This window comes from Biomaibacter acetigenes, from assembly GCF_003691585.1.
Lineage (GTDB): Bacteria > Bacillota > Thermosediminibacteria > Thermosediminibacterales > Tepidanaerobacteraceae > Biomaibacter > Biomaibacter acetigenes.
Genome location: NZ_CP033169.1, coordinates 980,322 through 1,001,422 on the forward strand (window position 1 = coordinate 980,322; position 21,101 = coordinate 1,001,422).

At 45.0% G+C, this 21,101-nt stretch carries 16 protein-coding genes, 1 pseudogene and 1 riboswitch; of the genes and pseudogenes, 16 read left to right on the forward strand and 1 reads right to left on the reverse strand.

Features of this window, described 5'->3' with window-relative positions; genetic code table 11:
- Nucleotides 1–107 precede the first annotated feature (107 nt).
- The 15 genes and pseudogenes from hutH to D2962_RS17445 all read left to right on the forward strand — a co-directional run bounded on the left by hutH (nucleotide 108) and on the right by D2962_RS17445 (nucleotide 18,053).
- Nucleotides 108–1,643, forward strand: a complete 1,536-nt coding sequence (hutH, locus tag D2962_RS04755; protein WP_122014296.1) for a histidine ammonia-lyase — start codon at nucleotides 108–110, stop codon at nucleotides 1,641–1,643.
- Between the two features lie 53 nt (nucleotides 1,644–1,696).
- The gene (locus tag D2962_RS04760) at nucleotides 1,697–2,491 is read left to right on the forward strand and encodes a histidine racemase CntK family protein (RefSeq protein WP_120766482.1); all 795 of its coding nucleotides are present in this window, start codon (nucleotides 1,697–1,699) and stop codon (nucleotides 2,489–2,491) included.
- Between the two features lie 141 nt (nucleotides 2,492–2,632).
- Complete coding sequence (locus tag D2962_RS04765; RefSeq protein WP_122014297.1) at nucleotides 2,633–3,919, forward strand: YjiH family protein; 1,287 nt, start codon at nucleotides 2,633–2,635, stop codon at nucleotides 3,917–3,919.
- Between the two features lie 25 nt (nucleotides 3,920–3,944).
- Entirely contained in the window at nucleotides 3,945–5,588 is a 1,644-nt protein-coding gene (gene hutU / locus D2962_RS04770; RefSeq protein ID WP_122014298.1) for a urocanate hydratase, read from the forward strand.
- 10 nt (nucleotides 5,589–5,598) lie between these two features.
- The gene (locus D2962_RS04775; protein ID WP_147421240.1) at nucleotides 5,599–6,822 is read left to right on the forward strand and encodes a helix-turn-helix domain-containing protein; all 1,224 of its coding nucleotides are present in this window, start codon (nucleotides 5,599–5,601) and stop codon (nucleotides 6,820–6,822) included.
- Nucleotides 6,823–6,900: 78 nt separating this feature from the next.
- On the forward strand, nucleotides 6,901–8,937 hold the full coding sequence (locus D2962_RS04780) for a urocanate hydratase (RefSeq protein ID WP_120766478.1): 2,037 nt from the start codon (nucleotides 6,901–6,903) through the stop codon (nucleotides 8,935–8,937).
- A gap of 74 nt (nucleotides 8,938–9,011) precedes the next feature.
- Nucleotides 9,012–9,908: a glutamate formimidoyltransferase gene (gene ftcD, locus D2962_RS04785; RefSeq protein WP_120766477.1), complete on the forward strand. Its 897-nt coding sequence runs from the start codon at nucleotides 9,012–9,014 to the stop codon at nucleotides 9,906–9,908.
- Nucleotides 9,909–9,932: 24 nt separating this feature from the next.
- Nucleotides 9,933–11,213 carry an imidazolonepropionase gene (hutI, locus tag D2962_RS04790; protein WP_120766476.1) on the forward strand — a complete coding sequence of 427 codons (1,281 nt, stop codon included), beginning with the start codon at nucleotides 9,933–9,935 and terminating at the stop codon, nucleotides 11,211–11,213.
- A 39-nt stretch (nucleotides 11,214–11,252) separates the two neighbouring features.
- Nucleotides 11,253–12,925, forward strand: a pseudogene (locus D2962_RS04795) (formate--tetrahydrofolate ligase).
- 314 nt (nucleotides 12,926–13,239) lie between these two features.
- Nucleotides 13,240–13,866: a cyclodeaminase/cyclohydrolase family protein gene (locus tag D2962_RS04805; RefSeq protein WP_122014300.1), complete on the forward strand. Its 627-nt coding sequence runs from the start codon at nucleotides 13,240–13,242 to the stop codon at nucleotides 13,864–13,866.
- 57 nt (nucleotides 13,867–13,923) lie between these two features.
- A riboswitch (THF riboswitch) is annotated at nucleotides 13,924–14,027 on the forward strand.
- A gap of 71 nt (nucleotides 14,028–14,098) precedes the next feature.
- The gene (locus D2962_RS04810; protein ID WP_120766473.1) at nucleotides 14,099–14,632 is read left to right on the forward strand and encodes a folate family ECF transporter S component; all 534 of its coding nucleotides are present in this window, start codon (nucleotides 14,099–14,101) and stop codon (nucleotides 14,630–14,632) included.
- A gap of 260 nt (nucleotides 14,633–14,892) precedes the next feature.
- Nucleotides 14,893–15,285 carry a 4Fe-4S binding protein gene (locus tag D2962_RS04815; RefSeq protein ID WP_120766368.1) on the forward strand — a complete coding sequence of 131 codons (393 nt, stop codon included), beginning with the start codon at nucleotides 14,893–14,895 and terminating at the stop codon, nucleotides 15,283–15,285.
- Nucleotides 15,286–15,304: 19 nt separating this feature from the next.
- On the forward strand, nucleotides 15,305–17,464 hold the full coding sequence (locus tag D2962_RS04820; RefSeq protein WP_222927685.1) for an aldehyde ferredoxin oxidoreductase family protein: 2,160 nt from the start codon (nucleotides 15,305–15,307) through the stop codon (nucleotides 17,462–17,464).
- A 72-nt stretch (nucleotides 17,465–17,536) separates the two neighbouring features.
- The gene (gene thiS, locus D2962_RS04825) at nucleotides 17,537–17,734 is read left to right on the forward strand and encodes a sulfur carrier protein ThiS (RefSeq protein WP_120766367.1); all 198 of its coding nucleotides are present in this window, start codon (nucleotides 17,537–17,539) and stop codon (nucleotides 17,732–17,734) included.
- 145 nt (nucleotides 17,735–17,879) lie between these two features.
- Nucleotides 17,880–18,053, forward strand: coding sequence for a hypothetical protein (locus D2962_RS17445; RefSeq protein WP_162991103.1), 174 nt, complete (start codon nucleotides 17,880–17,882; stop codon nucleotides 18,051–18,053).
- A gap of 219 nt (nucleotides 18,054–18,272) precedes the next feature.
- Here D2962_RS17445 and D2962_RS04830 read toward each other — a convergent pair whose 3' ends face one another.
- Complete coding sequence (locus D2962_RS04830; RefSeq protein ID WP_122014301.1) at nucleotides 18,273–19,529, reverse strand: IS110 family RNA-guided transposase; 1,257 nt, start codon at nucleotides 19,527–19,529, stop codon at nucleotides 18,273–18,275.
- Between the two features lie 180 nt (nucleotides 19,530–19,709).
- Between D2962_RS04830 and D2962_RS04835 the strand changes: the two genes are divergently transcribed.
- Nucleotides 19,710–20,996 (forward strand): [Fe-Fe] hydrogenase large subunit C-terminal domain-containing protein, encoded by a 1,287-nt coding sequence (locus D2962_RS04835; protein ID WP_162991104.1) that lies wholly within the window; start codon nucleotides 19,710–19,712, stop codon nucleotides 20,994–20,996.
- The last annotated feature ends 105 nt before the right edge of the window (nucleotides 20,997–21,101 follow it).

Genomic DNA, 21,101 nt, shown 5'->3' on the forward strand with positions numbered 1-21,101 from the left:
TATTAATTAATAAAAAAATATCTGTTTTTGCCGGCTAGTCTATGTAAAATAAAATCTTTCCACTAATTTCATGCGGAAAATGGAAAAATATTGGGAGGTTAACCAACATGATAGTAAATGGAGAAAACTTAACTATTCAAGATATAGTAAAAGTTGCGGTAATGGGAGAAAAGGTACAACTTTCACCCGAATCCATACAAAAGATCCAAAAATCCAGGGAGTATGTGGAGCAAATCATACAAAAAGACGATATAGTTTACGGTGTGACAACAGGATTTGGGAAATTCTGTAATGTGGTCATATCTCCGGAAGATACCAGAAAGCTCCAGCTAAATCTTATTAGGAGCCATTCCGTAGGAATCGGTGAGTATTTCCCTGAAGAAGTGGTGAGGGCTATGATGCTTTTAAGGATAAATGCTCTTGCCAAAGGGTATTCGGGTATAAGGCTTTCTACATTGCAAACTTTGCTGGATATGCTAAATAAAGGGGTAATACCCCGGGTGCCAAGTCAGGGGTCACTGGGAGCCAGTGGCGACCTTGTTCCTTTGGCACATATGGTTCTTGTAATGATCGGTGAAGGTGAAGCAGTGTATAAAGGAGAAGTCTTGCCCGGGGAAAAGGTGATGGAAATAGCAGGAATAAAGCCCATATCTCTGGAAGCTAAGGAAGGCCTTGCCCTCATCAACGGCACTCAGGCTATGTCGGCAGTGGGGAGTTTGGCCCTGGCTAAAGCTGTCAATCTTTCCAAAACTGCCGATATTTGTGGGGCTTTGAATCTTGAGGCTTTAAACGGCATCATAGACGCATTTGATGAAAAGGTACAGGCGGTAAGGCCACATTCCGGACAAAAGTTATGCGCCGCCAACATAAAAAAGTTGCTGGAAGGCAGTGAATTTATTACCAGACAGGGTGAGTTTAAAGTCCAGGATGCTTATGTTTTGCGCTGCATGCCCCAGGTCCATGGAGCAGTGAAAGATGCCCTCTCCCATGTGAAAAATGTTATAGAAATTGAAATAAATTCCGCCACTGATAATCCCCTTATTTTCCCCGATGATGGCAGAGTAATTTCCGGCGGAAATTTCCATGGAGAACCTGTGGCCATAAATATGGATTATATGGGTATAGCCGTTTCAGAACTAGCCAGTATATCCGAGCGTCGCATAGAGCGTCTGGTGAATCCCAACTTAAATGAAGGCTTGCCCGCTTTTTTGACCGGAAACGGCGGCCTAAACTCAGGCCTCATGATCAGCCAGTACACCGCAGCATCGTTGGTATCGGAAAATAAGGTTTTAGCACACCCGGCCAGCGTTGATTCCATCCCTTCCTCGGCAAACCAGGAAGACCATGTTAGCATGGGTACTATAGCGGCAAGAAAGGCCATGAAGATAGTGGAGAACACCCAAAATGTGCTGGCCATCGAGCTTTTATGTGCAACACAGGCTATAGATTTGAGAAGAGCAAAGATGGGTCGCTCTACAAAACTTGGCAAAGGGACCCAGATCGTATATGAATTGGTGAGAAAACAAGTGCCCCAAATAGAAGAAGACAGAGTATTGAGTGAGGATGTTAAAACCCTGGCAAAGTTGGTAGATAGTGGGCAATTGGCTAGAGCCGTAGAAGAATGGATAGGTGAATTGAGATAACCCTGGCAAAATTGCCGGACAATTTTTTTATAACAGACTTAAGGAGGAAGCTTATGAAACTAAATTTCATCAAAATGAGTCCCTGCCAAAATACCACTGTATTCATCACAGAATATTGCCCAAAGGAATATTATATTGCAGTTGCCAGGGAAGTAATGAACTATGACAGTTTATGTGCCGAACAGGTGGGGTTTATCGTACCGCCTAAAAACGCAGATTCGGTTTTGGGCATGGAGATGGCCGGAGGTGAATTTTGTGGCAACGCCAGCCTTTGCGCAGCCGTCTATGTGAGATATAGTGGAATTTATGAAAAAGATGATTTCTTTATAGATGTGTCAGGTGCAAGTGACCCTTTAAGATGTCATGTGGAGGAAAAATCCAATTATGTTTATAGCGCAGAATGTGAGATGCCTTTTCCCATTTCGGTTAAAGATGCAAAGATTGAAATTAACAAGAAAAAGATAAAAGGGAGTATCATAGATTTTAAGGGAATATCACATTTTATATTTAAATCATGGCGCGATTTTAATGATTATGATAAAGTTATGGATCTCATTAAATCAAAAATCGAATCTGATGCCATCGGTATTGTCCCGTACATTGAACTGGGGAAAGGTGAATACGAGATAAAGCCTTATGTCTATGTTAGGTCCACCCAAAGCCACGTTTTTGAAAAAGGTTGTGGTTCGGGGAGCATGGCATTGGGGGTATACCTAAAAAAATATATGGGTTTAAGAGGTAAAATCGGGGTAATGCAGCCGGGAGGTACTATAGGTGTTGAAGTAGGAGATAAAAACTTTATATCTAGCGATGTTAAGATAACTTGTGAGGGGTCTATATTGATATAAATAGACAAGTAATAAAAATAATATTAGCAAAAATATGCTGTTTTAATATTATTTTATATGAAGGATTTGCAAGATTTTTTATTTAATATATAATCCAGTTCATTATTTTATTAAAAAAATATAAAATTTGGAGGGATTTATATGGATAGGTCCAAAGCTGCGTGGAAGTTTGTTGTTTACAGTGTTATCGGATTTTTTATGTTCTTTATCCCTATCAAGCTTAATGGAAGTTCTTCTATTCCTCTTGATCATGTGGTTACAGGGTTAAGGCAAGCTCTTCCTGGACTCGCACTACTTTACGGTCTTATTGTTACAATCATCGGCGGTGTAATGCCATGGCTCAATGGGACTTGGAAAAAATCCACGGTAGATAGGGTATTTTCGGTGTTCAAGGTTGCGGGCATTGTTATAGCCTTTATGGTATATTTAAAGATAGGGCCCGCATGGATGATGGACCCGGATATGGGGCCGTTTCTTTTCAATAAATTGGTGGTACCGGTGGGTATGATAGTACCAATAGGGTCCGTATTCCTGGCTTTTTTGGTTAGCTATGGCCTTATGGAATTTGTGGGAACCCTCTTAAGACCAGTAATGCGAACTATTTGGAAAACACCTGGAAGATCTGCGGTAGATGCCGTTGCATCTTTCGTTGGAAGTTATTCGATAGCTTTATTGATAACAAATAAAGTGTTCAAAGAAGGTAAATATACTATCAAAGAAGCGGCCATAATTGCTACCGGATTTTCCACGGTTTCTGCAACCTTTATGATAATAGTAGCAAAGACCCTTAAAATAATGGATATGTGGAATATGTATTTCTGGGCAACTCTTGTTATTACATTCGTAGTAACTGCCATTACCGCCCGCTTGTGGCCGCTGGCTGCCAAGTCAAATGAATATGTGGGTGAAGCCTCTCCTGAAAAAGAGGAAAAAGGCAACCTTTTAGCTAGGGCGTGGGATGAAGCCCTAAAAGTGGCCGATGTAGCTCCAGGGATTTGGGATAATATCGTAAAAAATATAAAAGATGGTTTCAGGATGGCTACATCAATACTACCGACCATAATGTCTATAGGACTTCTTGGGCTTGTGCTTGCAGAATTTACACCAATATTTGATTGGATAGGATGGATATATTATCCCTTTACGGCACTATTGCGCATTCCTGAACCTTTCCTGGCGGCCAAAGCTTCTGCCGTAGAGGTAGCGGAAATGTTCCTCCCTGCACTATTAACAGTAAGCGCGCCTCTGGCGACAAAGTTCGTGGTAGCTGTAGTATCCGTATCAGCAATACTATTTTTCTCGGCTTCGATACCGTGTATACTTTCTACCGAAATCCCCTTGACCATAAGCGAGATAATGGTAATATGGATAGAAAGGACCATACTCTCGATTATATTTGCCGGTGTACTGGCGATGATATTGTTTTAAAATATAACCAAAGGAAAGGAATCGCATGGAAATTATTAAATCACCCACAGGAAAAGAAATTACATGTAAGAGTTGGCAGCAGGAGGGGCTTTTGAGGCTCCTCCTCAATTGCCTTGACCCGGATATTGCCAAGGCTCCGGAAGAACTGGTGGCCTATGGCGGTCGGGGCAAAGTGGCAAGGGATATAGAGTCTTTAAAGGCCATCGTAAATGCTTTGATGAATCTTGAAAACGATGAGACTCTGCTCATTCAATCAGGGAAACCCGTGGGGGTTTTCAGGACTTTCGAGTATGCCCCCAGGGTCATCATGGCCGGGGCGCTGCTGGTGCCCCACTGGTCTAACTGGGAATATTTCCACAAGCTGGAAGAAAGGGGTTTGACGGCTTTTGGCCAATCAACCGCCGGTTCCTGGGCATACATCGGAACCCAGGGGATACTGCAGGGCACGTGGGAGACTTTTGGACAGGTGGCTAAAAGACACTTTGGAGGCACTCTTAAAGGAAAGATGGTGCTAACCTCGGGCCTTGGGGAGATGGGCAGCGCCCAGCCACTGGCCATTACCGCCAACGGAGGTGTGGCTATTGTGGCCGATGTAGACAGGGCTATCGTCAAAAAGCGACTGATATCAAGCATGATTGATATTATGGCCGATTCCCTGGGTGAAGCCCTTGAAATGGCAGGAGAATACATAGCCAAAGGCGAACCCGTATCCATTGGATTGTGCGGCAATGCGGCTGATGTATATGGATATTTTGTAAGCCATAAAATTACTCCCGATGTGGTAACGGATCAAACACCGGCCCATGATCTGGAAAGCTATATACCATCGGGACTTTCGCCCCGAGAAGCGCACCTACTGGCGGAGGAAGAACCAGAACGATATGAGAAAATGGTTATGGAAACCATAAGGCGTCATGTAAGGGCCATGGTGGAACTTAAGAACATGGGAGCGGTGGTGTTCGATTATGGCAACAACCTGAGAGAGCAGGGGCGAAAGGCAGGCATTGAAGATGCTTTTTGTTTTCCGGGATTTGCTTCAGAGTACATCAGGCCGCTCTTTTGTGAAGGGAGAGGGCCTTTCAGGTGGGTAGCATTGTCGGGAGATCCTGAAGATATTTACAAGACCGATGAGGTAATCCTGTCGCTTTTTAAAGGAGACACAAGGCTTCACGACTGGCTGAATTTTGTGGAAAGGAGATTTATGTTCCACGGGCTGCCGGCTCGGGTATGCTGGCTCAATTATAAGGAGAGGTCGGTTTTCGGAAAGATCATAAATGAGATGGTGACGTCAGGGAAGCTAAAAGCCCCCATAGCCATCACAAGAGACCATATGGATGCGGCGGCGGTGGCCTCACCCTTCAGGGAAACCGAGGCCATGAAAGACGGTAGCGACGCCATTGCAGACTGGCCGGTACTAAATGCCCTTTTAAACTGCAGCTCCGGGGCTACACTGGTAGGAATCTATCAGGGAGGCGGAGTGGGTATTGGATATTCCATCCACTCCGGGGTGACGGTGATAGCCGATGGTACTGAACAGGCGCAAAAAAGACTGGACCATGTCTTGAAAGCAGATCCCGCTCTTGGCGTCATACGTTATGCCGATGCCGGGTACGAAACTGCAAGAGAAATAATTAAAGATCCAGATTTTCCCGCAAAAGTGGTAAGTTGAGGTGAGCGGGATGGACGATTTTATACGAGATTATGCCAGAAAAGGTTTCCTCAGGGACTTACTTTTCAACGATATCACCAGCGTAAAAGATATATGGGAACTGCAAAAAAAATTAAATATAGAACATTTACCCAATACAGTCATGGTGGTAACTATAGACAACTATTATTCGGATACAGTAAACAAGAGTGAAATCCAAAAGCAAGCAATAAGGATAAGAGTGTACGAATGCTTGAAAAGATTTGCGGAAAAGTTTGATGCACTGGTAGTAAATATGGAAGAGAACTTGCTTGCAGTATTGTTCTGGATAGAAAAAGATAAGGCATCAGAAGTTGAATACAGCATGAACACAGGTGCTTGTTTGAAAGAACAGGTGGAAAAGGAGACCGGGATATCTGTTTCAATAGGTATAGGTCGGCGGTATAAAGACATACTGGACCTGCACATATCATACAAAGAAGCCCTTTCAGCCTGCCATCATAAATTCTTCCTGGGCAAAAGCCAGGTGATCCATATCGACAATGCGCTCCCCTTTTCAGAAGATCTGGGACTTTATTCCGTGGAAGTGGAATCCCAGCTCTCAGTGCGGGTGCTGGCCTGCGATGAGGAAGGAGCCTATAACATACTCCGGGAGTTGATGGGAGACACCCTGCAGCAAAAGGCTATAAATCCTTTAACAATGAAGACCCGGCTCATAGAGATTATAACCACTCTAATGAGGGTATCGGTGGAGGCCGGGGCCGACCAGGAAAATCTTGCGGTGTTGAGCGGCAAATGCGTGGAAGGAATTTTAAAGAGTGATACAATGACAGCCCTTCAAAGTTTGATGCAACAAGCCATAAAGGGTATCATTCAGGAAGTCTACCAGGGCCGCAAGCGCATGAACCTCGAAGTCTTTGAAAAGGCTTTAAATTATATCCGAGATAATTTCAACAGGCCCATTACCCTGGAGGAAGTGTCTGACCATGTCCATATAAGCCCTTATTACTTTAGCCACGGTTTCAAAAACTTTACCGGCATGAACTTTATTGACTATGTTACAAAGCTTCGCATAGATGAAGCCAAAAAGCTGCTTCTTACCACTGACATGAACGTAGGAGATATAGGAAAGCAGGTGGGATATTATGACCCCAACTATTTCGGCAGGGTTTTTAAGAACTTGGTGGGAATGCCCCCCAGCAAATTCAAGGTGAGCAAAAAAGTCCGCCTGGATAGAATATTTTCCGAAGGTTAAATTAATTTTAATATAGAATATGATGGTAGAAAACAGATTATTTTTGTTTGAAATATATTAAGGGGAGGGAGTTTTTGGATGTTAAGCAATTTTGACATATCAAAGGCTATGACGGTAAAACTGGACGATGAGTTGCCGGAAATGCCGGATTTTGTGGAAGGGATAAGGAGGGCGCCGGCCAGAGATTTCCGCTTAACAAAAGAGCAGACAAAAATTGCCTTAAAAAATGCACTCCGCTATGTGCCGGAGAAATATCATGAAAAACTTGCTCCGGAGTTTTTAAACGAGCTTTTGACCCGGGGAAGGATCTATGCTTACAGGTTCAGGCCCGAAGGCAGGATCTACGGGAAACCTGTAGACGAATATAAAGGCAAATGCCTTGCGGGCAAGGCTTTTCAGGTCATGATAGACAATAACCTTGATTTTGAGGTGGCCTTATACCCCTATGAACTGGTGACATACGGGGAAACGGGCAGCGTGTGCCAGAACTGGATGCAGTATAGATTGATAAAGAAATATCTTGAAGTCCTTACCGAAGATCAGACCCTTGTCATCGAGTCGGGCCATCCCGTAGGACTTTTCCCTTCAAAGCCCGATGCCCCAAGGGTAATTATCACCAATGCCCTTATGGTGGGCATGTTCGATAACCAGGATGACTGGGAAATAGCTGAAGAAATGGGTGTGGCCAACTACGGGCAGATGACGGCAGGAGGTTGGATGTACATTGGTCCCCAGGGCATTGTCCACGGCACCTTCAACACCCTCTTAAACGCCGGAAGGTTGAAGCTGGGTATACCCCATGATAAGGACTTGAGAGGCCACCTGTTTGTGTCTTCAGGCCTGGGTGGCATGAGCGGTGCCCAGGCTAAAGCTGTGGAAATAGCCGGGGGTGTGGGCATCATAGCCGAGGTGGATTACTCACGGATTAAGACCCGCAAGATGCAGGGATGGGTGAGCAAGGTATCCTCCGATTTTGAAGAGGTATTCAGGATTGCCCATGAGTATTTACAGAAAAAAGAACCTATTTCCATAGCGTATTATGGAAATATTGTAGACCTTCTTGAATATTTCGTCAAAAACAACATAAAAGTTGATCTGCTGTCAGACCAGACTTCCTGCCATGTGCCCTATGACGGCGGCTACTGTCCTCAGGGGCTCACCTTTGCAGAGAGGACTAGAATGCTCGCCGAAGACAGGGAAAAATTCCGGGAGCTTGTGAATAAGAGTTTGAGGCATCACTTTGAATTGATTAAGATATTGGTGGACAGGGGCACTTATTTCTTCGATTACGGAAATTCCTTCATGAAGGCTGTGTTTGATGCAGGTGTTAAGGAAATTTCCAAAAACGGTGTGGATGAAAAAGACGGGTTCATATTTCCTTCCTATGTAGAGGATATAATGGGACCGGAACTCTTTGATTACGGTTATGGGCCTTTCAGATGGGTCTGCCTGAGCGGAAAGCATGAGGACCTCATAAAGACCGATAAAGCAGCTATGGAATGCATCGATCCCAGCAGGCGGGGCCAGGACCGCGACAATTATATCTGGATCCGCGATGCCGAAAAGAACAACCTGGTGGTGGGAACCCAGGCCAGGATTCTATACCAGGACGCCGAGGGAAGGGTGAAGATAGCTCTTAAGTTCAATGAAATGGTGAGAAATGGTGAAATCGGACCGGTAATGCTGGGAAGAGACCACCATGATGTGAGCGGTGCCGATTCACCCTTCCGGGAAACCGCAAATATCAAGGATGGAAGCAATGTCATGGCAGATATGGCCACCCAGTGCTTTGCAGGCAATGCCGCCAGGGGCATGACCCTTGTGACCCTGCACAATGGGGGCGGTGTGGGTATAGGTAAGGCTATCAACGGCGGTTTCGGACTGTTGCTGGATGGAAGCCAGAAAACCGACAATATCATAAAATCTGCCCTGCTCTGGGATGTCATGGGCGGTGTGGCCCGGAGGTCCTGGGCAAGGAATCCGCATTCTATAGAGACCGCTGTGGAATTCAATAAAAACTATCGTGGCCTCGGCCATATAACAATTCCTTATATTCCCGACCAAAAGCTTATTGATGAAGTTGTGGAAAAGGGGTTAGGAGAATCGAGCAAGTAGTTTCTACCCGGCGGGCACCGCCACCCGCCGGGATTACTTTAATACAATAAAATGCTTTAACTGGAGGAATGAAAATGAGTTCAATTATAGAATGTATCCCAAACTTTAGCGAAGGCAGAAGGCCTGAAGTTATTGAAGCTATCGCCGAAGCCATAAAATCGGTGGATGATATTCAGCTTTTGAATTATTCTTCTGACCAGAGCCACAACCGCAGCGTTTTTACATTCATAGGGGCTCCGGAATCCGTTAAAGAGGCGGCTTTTAAAGGAGCCAAAAAGGCCGCGGAACTCATAGATATGACAAAACACAGGGGGGAACATCCCCGCATGGGTGCCGTGGATGTAATACCTTTCGTGCCTGTTAAAAATATTACGATGCAAGAGTGTGTAAATCTGACAAAGGAACTGGGCGAAAGGATTGCCCGGGAGCTTTCCATTCCTGTGTTTTTGTATGAAGAATCGGCCACCAGGCCCGAGCGCAGGAACCTGGCGGATATAAGGCGCGGGGAATTCGAGGGGATGGCCGAGAAAATAAAAGACCCCGCATGGGCACCGGATTTTGGAAAAGCCGAGATTCATCCTACTGCCGGTGTTGTTGCCGTTGGTGCCCGCATGCCTTTGATAGCGTACAATGTAAATTTAAGCACATCGGACATAAATATTGCCAGGAACATAGCCAAAATTATCCGGGAAAGCAGCGGAGGCCTTAAATGTGTAAAGGCCATAGGAGTAATGCTGGAAGACAGGAACCTGGCGCAGGTCTCTATAAACATGACCAACTATGAGAAGACTTCACTTTACAGAGTTTTTGAGCTAATTCGCACAGAAGCCAGGAGATACGGTGTCCACATTGTGGGCAGTGAAATCGTGGGGCTCACCCCCATGAATGCATTGATAGATGTGGCAAAATTCTACCTGCAGCTGGAAGGGTTCGATGATAAAAAGCAGGTGCTGGAAAATTATTTGTTGTAAAATTTCAATATTGAGGTGAATAGCATGAATAATTTTCCTGACCTGATAGTAAAAAATATTGGTCTGCTGGCCACGCCTGAGGGAAAATGTGCGAAGAAAGGCAAAGAGCAGGGCAAAATAAAGCTTATAGAAGATGCTTTCATTGCTGTCCAGGGGGATACCATAACTGGTGTGGGGACCGAAGAGCAGCTAAAGGCTCTTGAAAAGCAGAGAAATTTTTGCTATAAAACCCAAATCGTCGATGCTGGTGGCAGTCTTGTGACACCTGGCCTGGTGGACCCGCACACTCACCTTATCTTTTCTGGATGGCGGCAAAAGGAGCTTTCCCTCAAACTCAAAGGTATGAGCTATCTTGAGATCCTAAAGATGGGCGGGGGGATCTTAAATACCGTAAAAAATACCCGCAGGGCAAGTTTAGAAGACCTGATACAAAATGGCAGGACTGCCCTGGACAGGATGATGACCCATGGCACTACCACCTGCGAGGTAAAGAGCGGGTATGGGCTGAATGTGGAAGACGAAATAAAATCACTGGAAGCTATCCGGGAGTTAAATAAGATTCATCCGATGGAGTTGGTGCCCACTTTTCTGGGCGCCCATGCTGTGCCGGAAGAATATAAAGGAAAAACAGGGGAGTATGTAGAATTAATAAATAAACAAATGATACCGAGAGTGGCCGGCGAGCATCTTGCAGAGTTTTGCGACGTTTTCTGTGAGCAAGGGGTATTCAGCGTGGATGAATCTCGAAAGATTCTGGAGTGCGGCAAAAATCACGGCCTAATCCCGAAGGTCCATGCCGATGAAATGACTTCACTGGGGGGAGCAAACCTTGCGGCAGAAGTGGGAGCCATTTCCGCCGACCACCTGATCCACGCCGGCGATGAGGGGCTTTGCGCCATGGCGGAAAAGAGTGTAGTAGCGGTACTTTTGCCGGGGACATCGCTCTTTTTAAACGAATCTTTTGCCCGGGCAAGGACCATGATAGAAATGGGAATCCCGGTAGCACTGGCCACCGATTTTAATCCCGGTTCATGCCCTACCGAATCCCTTCAGCTTGTGATGAATCTTGCGTGCATGAAATACAGGATGATACCGGAAGAGGTTCTCACTGCGGTGACCCTCAATGCCGCATCGGCCATAAACATGGCTTCTACCATCGGTAGCATCGAGCCGGGCAAACAGGCGGATATTGTGATATGGAATGCCCCGGACCTGGACTTTATCATCTACCACTTTGGGGTTAACCTGGTAAAAACAGTGATTAAAAAAGGAAAATTTACGGTCAACGACGGACAGGTAATATAACACAATATTTATTTTACATGAACGTAAGGAGGTTATTCCGTGAAGACTGATATTGAAATTGCCCAGGAAGCCAAACTCGAACCTATAAAAAAGATTGCCGAATCCATCGGCCTTTCGGAGGAAGAGATTTTCTTCTACGGTAAGTATAAGGCAAAGGTGGACCACAGGATATTGAAGAAATTACAGGGCAAGAAGGAGGGAAAGTTGATCCTTGTTACCGCCATCACCCCTACACCGGCCGGTGAGGGCAAGACAACAACAACGGTAGGCCTGGGGGATGCTCTGAAAAAACTTGGCAAGAAAGTCGTGATAGCGCTCAGGGAACCGGCCCTTGGCCCTGTCTTCGGAATAAAGGGCGGTGCAGCCGGAGGCGGATATGCCCAGGTGGTACCGATGGAGGATATAAATTTGCATTTTACAGGGGATTTTCATGCTATAGGAGCTGCCAACAACCTATTGGCGGCCATGCTGGACAACCACATTTACCAGGGGAATACTTTAAATATCGATCCCAGAAAGATTACCTGGCGGCGCTGCATGGATATGAATGACCGGCAGCTCCGATTTATCGTGGATGGCCTGGGAGGAAAAGCCAACGGGGTTCCCAGGGAGGATGGGTTTGATATAACAGTAGCTTCGGAAGTCATGGCGGCTTTTTGCCTGGCCAAAAGCTTGCCGGATTTAAAGGAGCGCCTATCAAAAATAATTGTGGCCTATACATATGATGGTAAACCCGTGACGGCAGGGGATTTAAAGGCTGAAGGGGCTATGGCCGTTCTGCTGAAAGAAGCCATAAACCCAAACCTTGTTCAAACCCTTGAACATACTCCCGCTTTCATCCATGGCGGACCTTTTGCCAACATAGCCCACGGCTGCAACAGCCTGATTGCCACGAAACTGGCACTGAGTCTGGCGGATTATGTAGTGACTGAGGCAGGATTCGGTGCGGACCTGGGTGCCGAAAAATTCGTAGATATAAAGTGCCGTCTGGGAGGATTAAAGCCTGATGCTGCTGTCCTGGTGGCAAGCGTAAGAGCGCTGAAACACCACGGAGGGGTAGCAAAACAGGAGCTTTCAAAGAAAATCTACAGGCCCTTGAAAAAGGAATACCGAATATGATAAAACATATTGAAAATATCAGCAAGCAGTATGGTCTTCAGGTGGCGGTGGCCATAAACCGCTTCCCCACCGATACCGAAGATGAGCTCAATATGGTCTTCGATGGATGCAAGGCTATGAATGTACCTGCAGCCGTCTCCGAAGTCTTTACAAAAGGCTCCGAAGGTGGCCTGGATCTGGCTGAACAAGTATTAAAATTGATTGAAAAAGGGCAAAATGAATTTAAATTCGTATATCCCCTCGATATGAACTTAAAAGACAAAATTGAAACCATAGCCAGAAATGTCTACGGAGCCGAAGGCGTGGATTTTACCCGGGAAGCGGAAAAGGAGATAGAAAATCTGGAAGCTCTGGGTTACAGCCATTTACCCATCTGTATGGCAAAAACCCAGTATTCCCTGTCCGATGACCCCAAGCTTCTTGGAAAACCCGAGGGATTCAGGATTACCGTAAGGCAGATAAAGGTTTTCGCAGGAGCAGGATTTGTGATAGCCCTAACGGGTGCCATCATGACCATGCCGGGCCTACCCAAAGTTCCTGCAGCCGAAAAGATAGATGTCGATGAAGATGGAAGGATTACGGGTCTATTCTAGGATAAAGATTAAATGGTTGATTTCGGTGTAGAAACCAAGTCCGCTGTCGGAGATGGCCGAAAAGCACCGAAAAGCTGTGCCGTCGCCGCTCTTGAGTTTAGAACAACACCCACCTTCGGTGGGGCCCCGGTGGAGGCAGCGGGCACGGACGCCCGCTGGCCGGCAGCAAGGTACACGCCGAATTGCCGGCGAGCCTCCACGAAGTGCAGAACTAAACTCTAGAGCGGCAGAGAGCTGCGGTGCCGGGCCATCTCCGGCAGAAGTGACTGTTTACACCCAAATCAATAGTTTAAAAAATACAGAAGGAGGCTTTTATGTTACTTTCCGAATATAATATCAAAGATTTCATTTCCATCCTGGCTTCAAAGGAACCTGCCCCCGGAGGTGGAGCCGCATCGGCCCTGGTGGGAGCCGTGGGGAATGCCCTTTCCTCCATGGTGGCAAACCTCACTCTCGGCAAACAGAAATTCCAGGGAAAAGAGTCCCTTATGCAGGAGATATTGAGGGAAGGAGAAGAATTGCAGAAAACCCTGATTTCGTTGATTGATAAAGACACCGAAGCCTTTAACCAGGTGGCCGGGGTTTTTAAGATGCCCAAAGATACTGAAGAACAAAAAGCCGTAAGGAGTAAAGCCATGCAAAAGGCTCTAAAAGAAGCCACCCTGGTTCCATTTAGCATAATGGAAAAAAGCGTTTCAGCCCTACGCCTTCATGAAAAGGCCCTGGGCAACTCAAACCCCGCCGCTGTCAGTGACCTGGGGGTGGGGGCATTGTGCCTCAAGACCGCTCTCCAGGGTGGCTGGCTCAATGTAAAGATAAATTTGAACAGCATTAAGGATACTGATTTTGTCCGAGAATATGAAAGTAAAGGCCAAAAGTTATTAGATGAAGGAATGAAATTAGCCGATAGAATTTTTCAACATGTTCTTGAAAATTTATAAATGAGCCTGGCACCATCTTGCAAAAATGTAAAAAGAATGATAAAATATTAACGAATTTGCAGAGTAGGTGTCCCGCGTCAAGTGCCGGGGGATGGGACGTTGCCTCCGGACGAAAAGCCTGGCGTAAGCTAGACTTGCGGTGGGCCACCGCGTTCGCTGCCACATCAATGAGCCTTTTCCACTGGTGTGGCAGTTCTGCCATACCCAATATAATAGTGGAAGGAGGCTTAAGATGAGAAGGATTACTACTCGGGAACTGGTCTTTATGGCCTTGCTGATAAGCCTTAATATTGTGCTGACACGGGTCGCCAGCATAAGGCTGAGTATTGGCGGTGTGGAAGGTATAAGGATTGGCTTTGGGGGTTTTCCGGTAATCCTTGCAGGAATCATGTTGGGTCCTGCAGCAGGTGGCATTGTGGGTGCCGTTGGCGATATAGTGGGGTATTACATCAATCCCATGGGACCATATATGCCTCATTTTACTTTGACAGCGGCCCTTACCGGCATTATTCCCGCCATGATACTTGCGCCGGTTAAAAAATCAATTCCCTCTTTCTGGCAACTTTTATTGGCAATCAGTATCGGGCAGATAATTACATCTATAATCCTTGTGCCATATTTCCTGCAGACGCTCTTCAAGATTCCAATGTCTGTCACGCTTCCGGGAAGGATTATAGGGCAGGCCATACACGTCCCGGTTTACGCCCTGTTCACGGAAGTGCTGCTGAAAAGGATAAATATGGTTTTACACTATAATACCCGATAGTAGAAAACATGGGTGACAGGTATAACCTGTCACTTTTTTATTCCACTAAATGTAGTTGCTTCTAAAAATATTTTTTATATTAGAAGGAAAAACTGAAAATGTATAGAATAATAATATAAATATAAGGGTAATATTATATCTTGTTATTTAACCGGACTACTAAGTAACCTAGATTTTATCTTTTTAACGTGTTAAAACTCTTATAAAAATATTAAAATTACCAAAAAGAGAAAATACAAATTTTTTGGGGGTGACTTTTTATGAAAATTGTGAAAACAAAACCGGAACTCTGTAACGGCTGCGGAGAATGCATGACAGCATGTTCCAAAATTCTCTACAAGGTCGAAGACCCGGAAAAATCGGCTATAAGAGTCAAAGAAAAGGCTGAAAAACCGGGAAGTTACGAGATCTTTGTGTGCAACCATTGTGGCGAATGTATACCGGTTTGTAACACGGAAGCGCTGTACCAGGCCAGGAACGGGGCTGTAAGGCTTGAAGACAAAAAGTGCGTCGGATGTTACATCTGCGTAGGCTTTTGTCCAAACAATGCCATGTTTACTCATCAGGACATCAACGAACCCATAAAATGCATCGCCTGCGGTGCATGCACGAGGGTATGTCCCACTGGTGCCATCTACATGGATGAAAAATAAATTATACGGAGGTGTTAAAATGGTAGAGAACGTAATCGAAATGAAAAAAGCTCATAGACTTCTGACAAGAATGGATTACGAGCTGGGAAAAGTCGAAAAGGGCTATACCAATCGAACTCTTTATATAAACCTGTCCGATAATACAATAAAGTCTAAACCGGTAACCCAGCAGATGAAGGATATTTTCATCGGCGGCAGGGGGTTCGGGTTGTGGTATTTGTGGAATGCCGTTACAAGTGAAACTAAATGGAACGACCCTGAAAATGAGATAATAATTTCTACAGGCCCCATCGGCGGGACCACCCAGTACCCCGGTGCGGGCAAGTCCCTTGTTGTAAGTCTTTCACCTCTTACAGGGACCGTTATAGACTCAAACGTAGGAGGATATTTCGGGCCGCTCCTGAAGTTTGCGGGATGGGATGCCCTGGAGATTCAGGGAAAGGCTGAAAAGGATGTCATTATATATATTGACGGAAACAACGGTTATGTGACCATTGAGGAAGCTCCAGAAGAAGCTGTAGACTCTCATTTAGCAGCGGAACAGTTTACAGCCATGTACGCTGATTCTGAAGAAGATAAAAGGAATGTGGCGGTAGTCTCGGCAGGGCGCGGTGCGGATAATACTTTAATAGGATTGCTCAACTTTTCCTTCTTTGATGTAAAACGCGGTGTGCCCAGATTGAAACAGGCAGGAAGAGGCGGTATAGGTACGGTTTTCAGGGACAAAAAGATTAAAGCTCTGGTGGTAAAATACACGGGTGTAAAGGGAGATACCAACGGTCCCGCCGACAAGCAGAAAATTGTTAACGCGGGCCTCAGACTCCATAAGGAAATCCACGACCTTGATAAGCTGCAAAACCGGATGAGAGAAGTGGGGACGGCCCACCTGACCGAGATTATGAACGATTATGACCTTTTACCAGTGATGAACTATCAATATGGATCTCACCCGGATGCAGTAAACTTAAGTTCGGATGTTTTTAAGAAAAATTACTTTACCCAGGGTCTGCCCGATGGATGCTGGTACGGTTGCTCCATGGCCTGTGCCAAGGCGGTAGATCATTTCGAACTAAAGACCGGCCCTTACAAAGGCCAGAAGGTTTGCGTTGATGCTGCGGAATATGAGACCATCGCGGGCCTGGGTTCCAACTGCGGTATTTTTGACCCCGAGTATGTTATAGAAGCCAATTTCTACTGTGATACTTATGGCTTGGACACCATATCTACAGGCACTTTGATTGCCTTTATCATGGAATGTTTCGAGAGGGGTATCATAAACAAGGAGATTACCGGCGGCCTGGAACTAAAATTCGGCAATAAAGAAGCGGCCATGGAACTTATCCATCAAATGGGAAACGGCTATGGATTCGGTAAAATTGCGGGCCAGGGTGTTCGCAGGATGAAAAAGATATTTATAGAGGAGTATGGTGCCGATCCTGATCTTATAAATGATATCGGCATGGAAGTCAAAGGCCTTGAGTATTCCCAATACATGAGCAAGGAGTCTCTAGCCCAACAGGGAGGATATGCCCTTACCAACAAAGGCCCCCAGCATGATGAGGCATGGCTCATATTCATGGATATGGTGAACAAACAAATTCCTACCTTTGAAGATAAAGCCCAGGCACTTTTCTACTTCCCCATGTTCCGCACATGGTTCGGTTTAAATGGTCTTTGCAAATTGCCGTGGAACGATATTGAGCCTGCAGATAACGGCCTCACCGATGAACCTGCAAAGGTTCCGGAACATGTCAGAAATTATGTTGATATTTTCAACGGTGTGACCGGTAAGAATATAACCAAGGAAGAACTTATACTCCAATCTGAAAGGGTATATAACTTCCAGCGCATCTTCAACTTGAAGATGGGGTTTGGAACCCGTCAATACGACAAACCTCCATATCGCTCTGTGGGACCTGTGACGAAAGAAGAATATGAATCAAGGGCTGAAAGATATGATAAGCAACTTGAGGAACTCGGGTTTGATATTGAAGACAAAACTGTTGAGGAGAAAATAAAAATGCTGCGCAAATACAGGGAAGACCAGTATCAAAAGCTATGTGATGCAGTCTATGAGCGCAGAGGCTGGACCAAAGACGGAGTTCCCACTCTTGAAACCGTAAAGCGGCTCGGAATAGATTTTCCCGATGTGGTGGAGCTTATAAGCAAGTATCAATAAATATTGTTTATTTCAGCGCCGTAAAGTAGCTCCTCGGAAAAATCCATATACAGGGACCAGGGGGTGGATTTTGTGATAAAAGTGAACAAAGAAGATATGGAATTTGAAAAAGGAATGACCGTAGAAGATGTTCTCAAAAAAAAGAAATACACCTTCCGAATGATAACGGTTATAGTTAATGGTCGGGTAGTACCAAAGGATAAATATGCCACTTATACGATAAAAGATAATGATAACATAGATGTGGTGCACATCATGAGCGGCGGTTGATAGGAAACGAGGGGGGAGAATGATTATGAAAGCAGATACTTCTTCGTGGCTGAAAAAATATATCCGGGAACACGGTTCAAATATGTATATAACAAAACGGCTCAATATCCACGGGTGATGAAACGCCTTTTATGCCCCGTCAGGCTTGACGGGTAAGCCGGAAAATGAAGAAGGTTTTACGGAATTCACTGTGGAAGATGATATTAAAATCTATGTAGACAATGAAGTTTTAAATAAATTGGATCCGGGTGCGAAGGAATTAAAGTTCATGGTGCCCGAATATGGTTGGCAACATTTGACATTTGAGCAAGAGGGATAAAAATAAATAGTTTTTTATAATTTAACCGGGGAAATCCCGGATTTTTTATTTGTTGTTAAAAACTTGTTTGTTATGGAATTTTATGCTAACATTTTATCGGAGATCTATTAAAGCGAGGTAATAGCTTGAAAAATAACACAACATAAGGTAAAAAAGGGCGCACTAAACTAAGGCCTTTGAAGGCCACAAAAAATTAAGCTTTGGTTATTGAGTTTAGGTTTACGCCACAGAAATGTCAGCAGCTTTTATTACACCATTGGAAATGAGAAGTTTTACAGCTTGTTTAATTGCTTTCTCCTTCTGTTTTTCCAGCATTTCCTGTGGCATGTCAATCTTATACAAATCGCTTGGATTCCACTCTTCGCCAGTAACAAACATATTGTAAATAGCGGTGAGTATCATCCTTGCGATAGCGATTATGGCTCTTTTCTTGCCTCTTCGTTTACAAATGCGTTCGTACTTGATTCTGTAGTAAGAAGATTTATCCGATTTCACGGCTGCATGGGCAACTTGTACCAATGCAGGTTTGAGGTAGACACCGGCACGTGTAATTCGGACAGATTTCTTCTTACCGGCAGATTCATTATTGCCTGGCGTTAGACCCGCCCAGCAGCACAAACGCTTGGAGTTGGCAAATTGAGACATATCGGTACCAATCTCGGAGATGATAGTGATGGCAGATGTCCTATCAACTCCGGGAAGGGTACAAAGAAGTCTGATGGCACTTTCATAAGATTCGACCATGTTATCAAGCTTTAAATCCAGTTCAACAATACATTTGGTTATGTATTCAAGATGGGAACGAATCATTACCATGCGCTCTTTTTGTTCCTGAGTCATCTGATATCCTTCGATGGATTCAACCACAGCATCCGCTTTTTTCTTTAAGGATTTCTGGAGAAGAGAAGTACAGTATCCCGGGTCGAAGGTATCAGAAGAAATCAAGTAGTCCGTGATTGAAGAGGCAGATTTGCCAAACATGTCGGAAACGACAGCATCAAGGGCTACATTACAGACAGTAAAAGCATTCTGGAAACGGTTCTTCTCACTGGTTCTACAAGAAACAAGTTTAGATCGATAGCGAGTGTATTCACGAAGAATACGAATTGGTTTTTCAGGGATATAACTTCCCGGGACTAAACCAAGACGGAAAAGATCGCCAATCCACTTGGAATCCTTTGTATCATCCTTGTTTCCTTTTACAGCCTTCACCCATTTAGGATTGGCGACGGTGATATGGACGGTATCTTCCAAAAGGTTAAAGATTGGGACCCAATACTTTCCGGTGGATTCCATGCACACATCATAGCAGTTGTTATCAATCAGCCACTGCTTGAACTTGAGAATGGAATTGTTGAAGGTTGAAAACCTCTTTTTAGAGTAATGGGGAATTATCCCCTGAGAAGTAATGAGTGTGGCGACGAGAAAAGACTTATGCACATCGACGCCACAGCAGATAGGATAAACAACTTTCATTGCACGACCTCCTTTGCTAGTATACTGATTTAAGCTAAGAAGAGCAGTCTACGACTCACCTCAACGTGCTTTGTAGTGTATCTTCCCCTCAGTTTAATAATAACAAAGTGGTGAAAACCGCGCACCATTTTTTTCATTACTATTTGTGCCGCCAGCGGTAGCGGCGGAATGGAGGTTAGTATGCGGGAAGATAAGTTAAAACTCCGGAGAAAGATATATCGATTGGTGGCGGAACATGCAAAAAAGCTGGACAACCTTCAGGATGTTTACAGTGCCGTGATGGATTCCGTTGGCGAGGACATAAGCCGGGCAGAAGCCGAAGCCAGGGTAAGGGCTGCTCTTGGCACCTTCGAGAAAGGCGAAATTCCCAAAGAGGTGGATTTTCCTTTCATATCCGTTATAGAAAAGGCCTGTGACAGGAAAGACGAAAACTGCGGCTGCCATATGTCTTGCGAACCCGGAGCCATTAGAATGGATGAAAAGGGAAAACCTGCCATAGATATTGATAAATGCCTTTCCTGCGGTCTTTGTATAATTGCATGTCCCGAAGGTGCCATTACGGACAAGACCGAAATAGCCCAGACCATAGATTTAATTAAAAAGCATAAAAGGGTCTATGCCGTGCTGGCGCCCGCCTTTGCAGGACAATTCGGACCGGATGTAAGTGAAGAGCAAATAAAGACGGCGCTTTTAATGCTGGGTTTTTATGATGTGCTGGAAGTTGCTCTGGGAGCCGATATGATTACGGTGAAGGAAGCGGAAGAATTTTTGCGCCGCATGGATCGGGGGGATAAATTCATGATAACCTCCTGCTGTTGTCCTCCCTTTGTGCGCATGGCTAAAGGCTACAGGCCGAAGATAGCCGGCCTCGTGTCCGACTCGGTTTCACCTATGGTGGCCATCGCCCGGTTTATAAAAGCCGAGGATGAAAATGCTAAAGTTGTCTTTATCGGGCCATGTATTGCAAAAAAGACCGAAGCAAAGCTTCCGGAATTAAAGGATGCGGTGGAATGTGTACTCACATTTGAAGAGCTTTCGGCCATCTTTGAAGCATATAAGATAGAGCTGGAAAAGCTTGAAGTTAAAATGCCGATGACGGATGCGTCCCATGACGGAAGGATCTACGGTCACACCGGCGGCGTTTCGACAGCCATCATCACCAGCATAAAAAGCCTTCGGCCAAATACGAAAGTCAATGCCCGCCATGGCAACGGTATAAAGGAATGTAAACAAATACTGGATGCCGTGGAGCTGGGCACTCTGGAGGCAAATTTTGTGGAGGGCATGGCCTGCATCGGTGGATGTGTGGGCGGCCCCGGGAAATTGGTAGACCCCGAAGAAGGGGCGAGAGCGGTGGATGAATTTGCCCAAAAGAGCGGTGTAAAAGAAGCTGTAGCCAATAATGCCGCAAATATACTTTTTAGAAAATATAAAGATAGGGTAAAACTTGAATCACTGAAAATGTAAACCTTCGTGCTTTAATTAAAATTTTTTGTAGCTTCGGCTACTTTTTTAATATTTTTTTTTTAAATTTAGCAGGGATATTTAATTTTATGTAGAATATAAGACTAT